Annotated in this window: 11 protein-coding genes and 1 riboswitch; of the genes, 8 read left to right on the forward strand and 3 right to left on the reverse strand. The window is 46.5% G+C overall.

What is annotated here, in order from left to right; genetic code table 11:
• Positions 1-17: 17 nt before the first annotated feature.
• Positions 18-878 carry a lysophospholipid acyltransferase family protein gene (locus ICN15_RS00280; protein ID WP_216200518.1) on the reverse strand — a complete coding sequence of 287 codons (861 nt, stop codon included), beginning with the start codon at positions 876-878 and terminating at the stop codon, positions 18-20.
• Between the two features lie 204 nt (positions 879-1,082).
• Between ICN15_RS00280 and metK the strand changes: the two genes are divergently transcribed.
• From metK to metF, 3 genes are all read left to right on the forward strand, one after another.
• Positions 1,083-2,249, forward strand: a complete 1,167-nt coding sequence (gene metK, locus ICN15_RS00285; protein WP_216200519.1) for a methionine adenosyltransferase — start codon at positions 1,083-1,085, stop codon at positions 2,247-2,249.
• Positions 2,250-2,327: 78 nt separating this feature from the next.
• Positions 2,328-2,438: riboswitch (S-adenosyl-L-homocysteine riboswitch) on the forward strand.
• Between the two features lie 61 nt (positions 2,439-2,499).
• Positions 2,500-3,945, forward strand: a complete 1,446-nt coding sequence (ahcY, locus tag ICN15_RS00290; protein WP_216200520.1) for an adenosylhomocysteinase — start codon at positions 2,500-2,502, stop codon at positions 3,943-3,945.
• 48 nt (positions 3,946-3,993) lie between these two features.
• Positions 3,994-4,824 (forward strand): methylenetetrahydrofolate reductase [NAD(P)H], encoded by an 831-nt coding sequence (metF, locus tag ICN15_RS00295; protein WP_216200521.1) that lies wholly within the window; start codon positions 3,994-3,996, stop codon positions 4,822-4,824.
• A 35-nt stretch (positions 4,825-4,859) separates the two neighbouring features.
• Here the strand turns inward: metF and ICN15_RS00300 are convergent, their stop codons facing one another.
• Entirely contained in the window at positions 4,860-5,477 is a 618-nt protein-coding gene (locus tag ICN15_RS00300) for a 5-formyltetrahydrofolate cyclo-ligase (RefSeq protein ID WP_255532803.1), read from the reverse strand.
• 105 nt (positions 5,478-5,582) lie between these two features.
• Here ICN15_RS00300 and ICN15_RS00305 point away from each other — a divergent pair, with 105 nt between their 5' ends.
• From ICN15_RS00305 to ICN15_RS00315, 3 genes are read left to right on the forward strand one after another with little or no spacing between them, the layout of a single operon-like run.
• Positions 5,583-7,490: a lytic transglycosylase domain-containing protein gene (locus tag ICN15_RS00305; protein ID WP_255532804.1), complete on the forward strand. Its 1,908-nt coding sequence runs from the start codon at positions 5,583-5,585 to the stop codon at positions 7,488-7,490.
• 23 nt (positions 7,491-7,513) lie between these two features.
• Entirely contained in the window at positions 7,514-8,422 is a 909-nt protein-coding gene (locus ICN15_RS00310) for a complex I NDUFA9 subunit family protein (protein WP_216200524.1), read from the forward strand.
• Positions 8,423-8,426: 4 nt separating this feature from the next.
• Positions 8,427-9,566 (forward strand): polynucleotide adenylyltransferase, encoded by a 1,140-nt coding sequence (locus tag ICN15_RS00315; protein ID WP_216200525.1) that lies wholly within the window; start codon positions 8,427-8,429, stop codon positions 9,564-9,566.
• 2 nt (positions 9,567-9,568) lie between these two features.
• Here the strand turns inward: ICN15_RS00315 and ICN15_RS00320 are convergent, their stop codons facing one another.
• Entirely contained in the window at positions 9,569-10,756 is a 1,188-nt protein-coding gene (locus tag ICN15_RS00320) for a class I SAM-dependent methyltransferase (protein ID WP_216200526.1), read from the reverse strand.
• A gap of 25 nt (positions 10,757-10,781) precedes the next feature.
• Between ICN15_RS00320 and ICN15_RS00325 the strand changes: the two genes are divergently transcribed.
• Complete coding sequence (locus ICN15_RS00325; RefSeq protein ID WP_216200527.1) at positions 10,782-11,603, forward strand: SDR family oxidoreductase; 822 nt, start codon at positions 10,782-10,784, stop codon at positions 11,601-11,603.
• 52 nt (positions 11,604-11,655) lie between these two features.
• A complete protein-coding gene (locus ICN15_RS00330; RefSeq protein ID WP_216200528.1) occupies positions 11,656-12,051 on the forward strand; it encodes a dihydroneopterin aldolase in 396 nt (131 codons plus the stop codon).
• Positions 12,052-12,078 lie beyond the last annotated feature (27 nt).

Genomic DNA, 12,078 nt, shown 5'->3' on the forward strand with positions numbered 1-12,078 from the left:
AATTATAAATTTATTAACTAATTGCCCGGTGGTAATTCTGCTCCTGCAGGATGCTTATATCGGTTGTATGACCAGATAAATTGTTCCGGGGCAAGCAGGATTGCATCTTCAATTGCAGTATTTAATTCCTTGGCTGCACTATTTGCATCACTCGAAAACGAATTCAATCGTTTAGCGTCGATGATCCAACCTTTACCAAGAGCCCGCCTTTTCGCTGTAAACATCACTGCAGGTGTATCGTGACGATTCGCAAGGCGAATGGGTAGAGTGGTGGTGTAAGCAGGTCGGCCAAAAAAATCTGCCCAAATGCCATCACCCCCACTAGGAACTTGATCAGGAAGAATGGCAATTGCCTCACCTTTTGAAAGGGCTCTCGTCATTTGGCGTACGCCATTGAGATTGGTTGGCACAAAGTGCATATTTGGGTAGGCGCGCCCCGCTTCTACTAACTCATTCAGCCATGCTTGGCGAGAGGGGCGATACATGATCGTTGCAGGGAAGTGACCCGCAAGAAAGCGGGGAATGATTTCAAAGCCGCCTAAATGTGGGCAGAGGATAATCATTCCCTTACCTTCGGACATCGCATCCTGCACTACTTTCCAGTTATGAACGATGGTTGTGGCTAAAGCCTTTTTAGAGTTACGCCAGATCCATAAGCTGTCTGAAAATAGCATTCCAGAGGCTGTAATAGCGGTCCAAAGTCTGGATTGAAGGCGGTAATGGTGAATCACTGCGCCATATTGGGATTTAAATAGTTGGCGATATTGTTTTGATCCAACATAAGCCAAACCCCCCAAAAAACCCCCAAGAACCTGAACTACTCCAAGGGGAAGGGAGGCAATGGTTTTGAGGCTTAGCTTAAGAAATAGTTTTCGCACGCTCTAATGATATTCAATGCGGACAGAAGGGCCAAATTTCTCAGAAGGATTGATAAATAAGGCGATTTTCGGATAGAATGGCTTTATCGCTGAGTTAAGGCAACTTGCAGGGCGATTCATAAATTCTGCTAAAGCGTCGCCGTTGTAATTCCTGGCACGTCGAGTTGTCCTATAGATCGTGTTAATTTTTTAAAGGAATATGCAATGGCAAATGATTACTTCTTTACCTCAGAATCCGTTTCTGAAGGCCATCCCGATAAAGTAGCAGACCAAATTTCTGATGCAATCTTGGACTCCATTCTGGCCCAAGATCCTACTGCACGGGTTGCTGCAGAAACGTTATGTAATACTGGCCTAGTAGTTTTGGCCGGTGAAATTACTACTAACGCAAATGTGGATTTCATCCAGGTGGCCCGTAATACCTTGCGTGAGATTGGTTACGACAATACCGACTACGGCATTGACTACAAAGGCTGCGCGGTATTGGTGGCCTATGACAAACAGAGTCCCGACATCGCTCAGGGTGTTGATAAGGCGCATGACGATGGACTAGATCAAGGTGCCGGCGACCAAGGCCTGATGTTTGGTTACGCTTGTGATGAAACGTCCGAGCTCATGCCCTTGCCAATCCATTTATCACACCGCTTAGTAGAGCGCCAATCGCAATTGCGCCGTGATGGTCGCTTAAACTGGTTACGTCCTGATGCAAAGTCCCAGGTGACATTGCGTTATGTTGATGGCAAGCCCGATTCGATTGATACGGTTGTACTTTCCACTCAGCATGACGAGGAAATTTCTCTTGAGAAATTACGTGAAGCAGTGATTGAAGAGATCATCAAACCCGTATTACCTAAGCACTTAATTAAGGGCGCGATCAACTTCTTAGTCAACCCAACTGGTCGATTTGTTATCGGCGGCCCGCAAGGCGATTGTGGTCTGACTGGCCGTAAGATCATTGTAGATACCTATGGCGGTGCAGCCCCTCATGGCGGTGGCGCCTTTTCTGGTAAGGACCCTTCTAAAGTCGATCGTTCAGCCGCTTACGCAGGCCGATACGTTGCTAAGAATGTGGTTGCAGCCGGTTTAGCGAGCAAGTGTTTAATTCAGATCTCTTATGCTATTGGTGTAGCTAAGCCCACGTCAGTGATGGTGAGTACTTACGGCACAGGAAAGATCTCTGATGAAAAGATTGCCCAATTGGTATCAGAGCACTTTGACTTACGTCCAAAAGGAATTGTCAAGATGTTGAATCTCTTGCGTCCGATTTATCGCAAGACTGCTGCTTATGGTCATTTTGGTCGTGAAGAGCCAGAATTCACTTGGGAGCAGTGCGATAAGGCACCTGCATTGCGTGCCGCTGCTGGCTTGTAACCTGCTTTTAGGTATTAAATACGCAGTATGAAGTTGTATTGAAGCCAAATATGGAGAAATTGATTACAATTTCTCCATACCTTCAAGGAGCGTTGCAAGGAATACTGAGAACCAGTGTTTCCCAGGCTTGAAGGGAGTGGACTCTGAGGTAACCCTGGGGTTTGCTAATTGCAACTGCGCTCGCTAACCCATGATTCAATGGCTAGCGAGTTTCTACTCCAGCATTGGATCGTATTTAGCTGGAGCATTCATGAATACCGTTTCCGATTTAAATAACTTTGTTGCAACCCGTTGCGCTATTGCTGATATTTCTTTGGCCGATTTCGGTCGTAAGGAAATTGCAATTGCCGAAACTGAAATGCCAGGCCTGATCGCTATTCGTGACGAGTTCGCAGCGCAACAGCCCTTGCGTGGCGCACGCATTACGGGTTCTTTACATATGACCATTCAAACAGCAGTATTGATTGAGACTTTGGAGGCTCTCGGTGCTGAAGTGCAGTGGGCATCTTGCAATATCTTCTCTACCCAAGATCACGCTGCTGCTGCGATTGCCGCTAATGGCACACCCGTGTTTGCGATTAAAGGTGAAACCCTTGAGCAGTACTGGGATTACACCCATCGTATTTTTGAGTGGGCTGATGGTGGCTTTACTAACATGATTTTAGATGACGGTGGCGATGCTACTTTGTTATTACACCTTGGTGCACGCGCTGAGATAGATCAGGCTTGCTTAAATAATCCAACAAGCGAAGAAGAGACGATTTTGTTTTCGGCTATTAAGAAGAAATTAGCCCAAGATCCAACTTGGTATTCCACCCGCTTAGAAAAAGTGAAGGGCGTTACCGAAGAAACGACTACAGGCGTTCACCGCCTATATCAAATGTTTGCTAAAGGCGACTTGAAGTTCCCGGCTATTAATGTGAATGACTCTGTCACTAAGAGTAAGTTTGACAACCTCTATGGTTGCCGTGAATCCTTGGTAGATGCGATTAAGCGCGCTACCGATGTGATGGTTGCCGGTAAGGTTGCAGTGGTTTGTGGTTATGGCGATGTGGGTAAAGGTTCTGCACAAGCACTGCGCGCTTTATCTGCTCAAGTTTGGGTGACTGAAGTGGATCCAATTTGCGCATTGCAAGCCGCTATGGAAGGTTATCGTGTTGTTACGATGGATTACGCTGCTGATAAGGCGGACATCTTTGTTTCAGCAACAGGTAACTACCATGTGATTACTCATGACCATATGATTAAGATGAAGAATCAAGCCATCGTTTGTAACATTGGTCACTTTGATAACGAGATTGATGTTGCTGGCATCGAAAAGTACAAGTGGGAAGAGATCAAGCCACAAGTGGACCATGTGATTTTCCCGGCAGCGAATGGTCATCCAGAGAAGCGCATCATCCTATTGGCTAAGGGTCGCTTAGTTAACCTCGGTTGCGGTACCGGTCATCCTTCCTATGTCATGAGTTCTTCATTTGCAAACCAAGTGATTGCGCAGATTGAATTATGGAATGCAGTGGGTACGGACAAATACCCTGTAGGCGTTTACACCTTGCCTAAGCATTTAGATGAGAAGGTAGCCCGTTTGCAGCTGAAGACTTTGAATGCGCAGTTAACAGTGCTGTCTGATCAGCAAGCGTCTTACATTGGTGTGACGAGGGAAGGCCCATACAAGGCTGACCACTACCGTTATTAATTTGCATCGTTGCTAGACATTGTTCAATAGAGATACAGGCCCGAAATCATGGAATTAAGCGTTGAATTCTTTCCTCCAAAAACACCTGAAGGTGAGAGTAAGTTACATCTCGTGCGCGAGCGTTTTAGTGAAAGGCTCAAGCCCGCTTTTTATTCCGTGACTTTTGGTGCTGGTGGCTCTACTCAATCTGGCACATTAAAAGTGGTGAGCGATATTCATGCTGCTGGTGCAGCAGTTGCTCCACACTTATCTTGCGTGGGCAGTTCGCGTGAGAGCGTGCGTGAAATGTTGAAGCAGTACCAAGCATTAGGTATTAAACGGATAGTGGCCTTGCGTGGCGACTTACCATCTGGCATGGGTCAGTATGGTGAGTTCCAGAATGCGAATCAATTAGTGGAATTTATTCGTACAGAAACAGGTGATTGGTTTCATATTGATGTGGCTGCCTATCCAGAAACCCATCCCCAGGCTAAATCACCTGCAAGTGATGTCGGTTTCTTCGCACAGAAAATGCAAGCAGGCGCCAATTCAGCAATCACTCAATATTTCTACAATACCGATGCGTATTTCCGCTTTGTAGATGAGGCATACAAGTTGGGCGCTACTCAGCCTATCGTTGCTGGAATCATGCCTATAACCAACAGTAGTCAGCTAATCCGTTTTTCAGATGCTTGTGGAGCGGAGATCCCGCGCTGGATTCGTTTACGTCTGCAGTCTTACGGAGATGATAGTGCGTCGATTCGCGCTTTCGGTGAAGAGGTTGTTACCGATCTTTGCGACCAGCTTCTAGTGGCTGGTGCACCTGGTCTACATTTTTATTCACTCAATCAGGCGAATGCTGTGCTGGCGATTACTGATAATTTAAGTCTGAATAAGTAAGCAATCCATCAGTAAGCAACCAGCTTACCTCTGAGTTAACGCAGTAATCCCGTTTCAGTCAAAATGGCATCTAAAGGCTCATCATGCGTTTGAGCCTGCCATTGAGAATCATCTAATTTTTGCCAATTAAACCCAATGCCTACGCAAAGCAAATTTGGTTTGGTAGTGCGTAATTGGGCCAGCGTGCGGTCAAAATACCCGCCGCCATAGCCAAGCCGCCAATAGTGCTTTTTACCTCCCTCTGACGACTCTGACCAACCTACACAGGGCATCAAAATACAGTCTGGTATCACTTGAGATCTGCGAGGGTTGTTTGGATCCGGTTCCAGCACTCCATGGCGACTGGGGATCAGTAGGTCAGTCTCTTGCCAAGCATAAAAATCGAGATGTTTGTCAGGGCGCGCAAAGGGGAGTGCAAGGGTTTTTTCGCTGTTATTTGCAACCCATTTCAGTAGAGGTGGCCGCAGATCAAGTTCATTTTGAATCGGACAATACAAGGCAACAGATTGAATCTGACCATCGTAATCCGCAAGAAAGCGACTTAGGCCAGCCGATATCACTTCTTGGCTAGTGAGATAGCCTGAGCTGGTCACAAACTGTTTCCTTTGGGCCAGTAAGTCCTGTCGAAGAGTTTTTAGAGATTTGCCGTGCATATCGAGCATTATCAGGCGAAAATTAGGGGATATAGTAAATCGACAAGGTAAACGGTGAAAAAGAGGTTTGATCATTTAGTCAGGCGGAAAAAAATGGTGGGCGGAATGTTATTTCTGGCCCTCGCCATTTCTGCGCCGAGCATTGCAGCTGATAAGACCAAGAAAGCAATCCCCGTTGCAGAAAGCAGAATTGCTGCTTTTGAGATTACAGACGGTGACCGCACTTTTATTGAACTACGTGAGGCAGCCAAGAAAAATGATGTTGCTCGAACACAGACCTTAGCAGCAAGCCTCTCTAATTATCCCTACGATGATTATGTAGCGTATTTCCGCATTAAACCTCAGCTCTTTGACAGCGCTGGCGGTGCTCGAGCAGACACCAATGCAGACTCCCAGGTGCTTGCTTTTCTGAATCAATATCAAGGAACTGCTCTAGCAGATCGGATGCGCAATGATTGGCTTTTGGTATTGGGAAAGCGTAAGGATTGGTCCCGTTTTGATATTGAATATCCTAAATTCGTTTTGGATGACGACACGCAAGTAAAGTGCTACTCGCTGCAATCGAAGTTGGCACAAGGTGAGAATCCAACCAAGGTTGGGATCGATGCGCGCGCCATCTTATTGGATCCGCGCTATTTCGGGCAGGCCTGTCAAGAATTGGTCTCCGCCTTAGTGAATTCCGGAGGCATGACGCCGAGTGAAGCGAGGGCTGTAGGCCGAGCTGCTGGTGAAATGGGCTTGGATACCATGGCGCGTCGCTTAGGAGGGGAAGATCCCACTGCGGATATTGTAAAGGCTGCCAAAGCCGATCCTGCAAAGGCGTTTAAAGATTTTTCACAAAACGCATCACGCTATAGCAAAGAGAACCAAGCTGTCGCTTGGGGTGTGATTGGGCAGTTCCTGGCCAAGAAACTGGACCCCAATGCGGATGATGCCTATCGTCTTCAGCAAGATTTAGGCTACAACGAGCTGCTTTCCACTGAAGGTCAAGAATGGAAGGTACGCGCAGGCTTGCGCGCCAAAGATTGGACCTTGGTAAAAAATGCGATTGAGGGCATGAACCCAGCAGTGCGAAGTAAAGATCCTGCTTGGACCTATTGGTATGCACGCGCACTAAAAGTGGGGGGTCAAAATGACAGGGCACGCGAGAGTCTTGAGCTGATAGCCGATCAATACAACTTCTATGGTCAATTGGCCCGTGAAGATTTAGGAAAATCCAATCATGCACCCGCCCGCACCAAGGTGAGCGATGCAGAAATCGAGACCATGGCAAATCGTAAAGGATTTATTCGGGGCGAACGTTTGTATGCCATGAATTTACGCTTTGAGGGCAATCGCGAGTGGAACTGGGAGTTGCGTAATATGAGCGACAAGCAGCTCCTAGCTTCCGCTGAATATGCCAAACGCATTGGCTTGTACGACCGTGTCGTGAACACAGCAGATCGTACTAAGCAGGAGCATGACTTTAGCTTGCGCTACCCAACCCCTTATCGTGATGAACTCTCTCCGATAGCAAAGCAAATTGATTTGAACTTGGCTTGGACTTACGGATTGATTCGCCAAGAATCTCGTTTCATTATGAATGCCTCTTCTTCAGTGGGCGCCTCTGGTTTGATGCAAGTCATGCCTAACACCGCTAAATATGTGGCAAAGAAAATTGGTATGACTTCTTACACCAATGACAAATTGAACGATACCAACACCAATCTCACCTTGGGCAGCAATTATTTGAATATGGTCTTAGTGGATCTTGATGGCTCATGGGTGCTGGCATCAGCAGCATATAACGCGGGCCCTTCGCGTTCAAAGTCTTGGCGTGAAAAACTCACCAGCCCTACTGAGGGTGCTATTTTTGCAGAAACAATCCCATTTAATGAGACGCGAACCTATGTGAAGAATGTGCTCGCGAATGCAACGTACTATTCATCAGTGATCAACGGTCAACCGCAATCTTTAAAGCAGCGTTTAGGGGTCATTGCGCCTAAAGCAGCAAGCGCATCTGAGCTACCTTAGCATTTCAACTACATTGGAGTCTTATGAAGTATGACATTTTACTGATCGGCGGTAATGGTTTCGTAGGGAGAGTCTTAGCTGCGCAATTGCAAGCCGAGGGATATTCTGTTTTGTTGCCCACGCGTCACTTAGCGGCTGCTCGTGAATTACGAATGTTGCCCAAGGTGCATCTAGAGGATGCGGATGTGCATGAGTTTGATGCACTACAAGAGCTCTGTGCGCGTATCAAGCCGCAGGGTGCCATTATTAATTTAGTAGGCGTATTGCATGACAAACCCGCAGAGCCGTATGGAAAAGTATTCCAAGCGGCGCATGTTGAGCTTCCTAAAAATATTATGACGGCTATGCAAATGCATGGCTTAAGGCGTTATTTACATATGAGCGCTCTGGGTGCAGATTCAAATGGCCCATCTATGTATCAGCGCAGCAAGGGTGATGGTGAGGCAGCTGTTAAGGCTAGCAATGTAGATTGGACTATTTTTAGACCGTCCGTCATTTTTGGTGAGCAAGATCAATTCATTAATTTGTTTGCCAAGCTCACCAAACTGTTTCCGGCGATGCCTTTAGCAAATTCAGATGCGCAGTTTCAGCCAGTGAGCGTGGATGATGTAGCAAGCGCATTTACAAAAGCTCTAAAAATGCCTGCGACGATTCATCAATCTTATGATTTGGTAGGCCCGACTGTTTATTCCATGAAAGAGATTGTGGAGTTTGCGGCCCGTAAGTCGCATACTCATTGCGCTATTATTCCCGTGCCCGAATTTGTAGGATATCTGCAAGCATTAGCATTTGAGTTTTTGCCCGTCCCAACCTTAATGTCACGTGACAATATTGCCTCCATGAAAGTTCCAAATATTTTGCCGCTGAATGGACTTGATGGATTGCCTTCTGTATTTGGCATCAGTCGCCGCACACTAGAAGGCATGAAATAAGCGCATGAAGATCTATGCAGTCGGTGGCGCCATTCGCGATACCCTCATGGGTCTGCCAGTCCACGACATTGATTATGTGGTTGTTGGCTCTAGCGTTGAAGAAATGATTGCCCGGGGCTTTCGTCCCGTTGGCAAAGATTTTCCAGTCTTCCTGCATCCAGAGACTCAAGCTGAATACGCACTTGCACGGACAGAGCGTAAAACAGGGAAGGGCTATAAAGGCTTTCTGTTTTATGCTGACCCTACTATTACTCTGGAGCAAGATTTAGAGCGTCGTGATCTGACGATCAATGCGATGGCGCAGGAAATCGATAGCGATGGAAAATGGATCGGACCTATTCTCGATCCATACAATGGCCAACAAGATTTGGCGCGCAAAATATTCCGGCATGTTTCAGATGCTTTTGCAGAAGATCCATTACGCTTATTGCGCATCGCCCGTTTTGCTGCGCGCTTCCCTGAGTTCACGGTAGCGCCAGAAACTATGGATGCCTTAAAAGCCATTGTGGAGTCGAATGAGTTATCGGCGCTATCTGCTGAGCGAATTTGGCAGGAACTTGCTAGAGGTTTAACTGCTCATCAGCCAATGCACCTGTTTCAGGTGTTATTGGATACTGGGGCAGCCAAAGCGCTGCTGCCATCAACTCTCACAGCCAATTTGGCTGAAGAGGCATATCGCGAGCAATTGATCGCTCACTTGCGTGCGGCGGATGACCGTATAGAAGACCGCTGTGCATTAGTGCTGATGCATTTGCCTGCTCATGACATTCGTTCATGGGCAGAGTGTGTGCGCATGCCAAATGAGGTACGCGATTTCAGTGAGCTATTTAGTGAGCTCAATCTCCTGATTGAAAAATCTACCAACACATCAGATGCTAAATACCAATCCGCTGATGTGTTGGCTTGGTTTAATCGTGCTGATGTTTGGCGCAAACCTGAGCGTGGAAACGCATTGTTGTCGCTTGCTCAGCAGATTGGTTTAAATGTGGCTGTATTGAACGAGGCGCTGCAAAAGACCCAATCCTTAAATATGGCAGAAATTATTGCGAGCGTTCCTGCTGAGGATCGATCGAATGGTGAAAGAATTCGTAGCGCTGTAGATACGGCTAGATTATCAGCCGTTGCTGTAGCACTAAAAAACTAGCCCTAGAATCGGTTCCTGCCCCTCAGTCCAGGTAAGTCTTCAAGTGTGTGACCTGGTAACACAGCATTCAAATTCTTTGTAAAAGCAAAGACCTTAAATAACTCTCCCATTTCTGCTTCTGATAAAAGCTTTTGTAGTGCATTAGAAATGGGCAAGAATGTTTCTGGATTGCTGGGGTCGCCAATCTCGAGAGCAAGATCGCTAATTCCTGCATCCAGCAAGTAGCTTGCTTGATTGCTTAGATAGACATCATCGGTTTGCTCTACAAGTGCGCTGCGTCCAATCTGGGACCACTCCACATGAGTGGTTACATCAGATAGACCAGGAAGATGGAATGGATCTTGAATAGCATGATGTCGATGGTGTGCCATGAGGGTGCCCTCCAGTCTTTGGGGATGGTAGTACTCGTTCTCAGGAAAGCCATAGTCAAAAGTGAGAAATAAACCGATATCCAAACACTGGGCTACTTGCCTCATCCAAGAATTTGCAGATGGATGCAATTCAGTAACGTAGCCTTCTGAAAAATGACCTGTTAGCAGGACTTCAGGAAGCAAAGATTGCTCTACTAGTTTGCCTGTTGCCCAGGTGAGTTTTCCCTCAATGACAGCAACGCCCCGCTGGTACCAAAATCCATTTTGATAAATGATGACATCACAAGGCATGGCATCAAGGACTTCATTAGCCAGAATGATGCCCTTAAAGTGATTGGGTAAAGAGCCCAGCCATTGATATTGGGTAGAGAGTTGCAGTCTTTCAGAGAGCATCGTTAAGCGCGCTTCTTGCCTTTGTGCCAGATCAGGCGAGATCTCAAGAATGTCGTAGCGATCCAAAGAGAATCCTAGGTCATGCAATCGGGTCAAAATAGATTCAGCCAACTTACCGGTGCCGGCACCAAATTCCAAAATATGGGTAGGAAGTCCCTGGGCTTTAAGGCCCTCAAGAATAGGTAGCAGAGTAGAAACCATGGCAGCACCAAATAAAGGGGATAGCTCTGGGGCGGTCGTAAAATCCCCGCCAGCACCTAATTTGTGGGCGCCAGCACTGTAATAACCCATACCCGGCTCATATAAAGCCATTTCCATATACCTTGAAAAGGGCATCCAGCCCGCTTCAGAGGCAATTTCTGCCAATATTTTTCGAGTAAGAAGCTCAGTATGAGCCGTTTCAGGGCTGGTCAAGGTAATATCCATAGCTCCCTAGTCTAAGAGAATTTAAGTGAACGTGAGTTCAAATACTTCCACCCAGAAAAATAAAGCGGTTTTAGTGACCGGCGCTGCAAAGCGTCTTGGTCGCGACATTGCCTTGGAGTTTGCCCGTCAGGGCTGGGATGTAGCGATCCATTATGGGCAATCAGAAGCCGATGCTCAGGCTACCGTGGCAGAAATCCAGGGTTTAGGGAGTAAGGCCGTGGCATTCAAGGCGGACCTAGCTAACGAAGCAGCAATAAAGCACTTTTTTGCCGGTGTCGCCAGTGAGTTTCCAAGCCTCTCCTGTTTAGTCAATAGCGCCTCGATATTTGAATATGATCGGGCTAATTCCGATACGCCGCTAAGTGCTAGCAGTTTGCAAGACCATATGATGGTCAATTTAACCGCACCAATCTTGTTATCCCAATTGATGTTTGAATATCAAAAACATCATGCAAGAAAATTAGTCGATACCGATGCATCTATTCCCTCGGTGATTCAATTGCTCGATCAAAAGTTAATTAACCTTAATCCGGATTACCTGTCCTACACCTTATCAAAAGCAGCGCTCCTTACTTCGGTTGAAGTGTTGGCAGTCGATTTTGCTCCCCATCTGCGAGTAGTTGGATTAGCTCCTGGCATCACCCTGACTTCAGGTGATCAAACTGATGAAGGATTTTCTAAAGCTCATCAAATGACACCGCTAGGCAAGTCATCCACTTCGAGTGATATTGCTAAAGCCGCTGTATTTTTAGCCAGTGCGAGTGCAATTACTGGCACCACGTTATATGTAGATGGCGGACAACATCTACTTCCATCGACACGTGATGTCATGTTTAAAACACACTAAGTATTGCAATACAAAATACATCATTCAAAAAGAAAGAGTTAATACCTTACTTATGCACAATGTTCTTTCTCATCCTGCTCTAGTGAATTGCCGTCGCTTATTCTTATCCAACTATGAAATCTATATCAATATTGGTGTTCATGATTTTGAGAAAAAGGGTGAGCAGCGTGTCATTCTGAATGTAGACCTATACATTCCTTTGGATATGAGTACCCCTTCCCAAGATTTGTTAGAAGAGGTGGTGGATTATGACTTCATGCGTGAAACCATTAAGGGGCTGTCCTCTCAGGGCCATATCCATTTGCAAGAAACCTTTTGTGATGACATTGTCGCAGCCATGTTGCGACATCCCAAGGTCGTTGCTGCGTGTGTAAGCACGGCTAAGCCAGATGTCTATCCAGATTGCCACTCCGTTGGTGTTGAAGTGTTCCGCATGAAGCAAGCCTAAGAGCAGTAAGGTGAAAAGAATTTAACC

Source organism: Polynucleobacter sp. CS-Odin-A6 (assembly GCF_018882095.1).
Classification (GTDB): domain Bacteria; phylum Pseudomonadota; class Gammaproteobacteria; order Burkholderiales; family Burkholderiaceae; genus Polynucleobacter.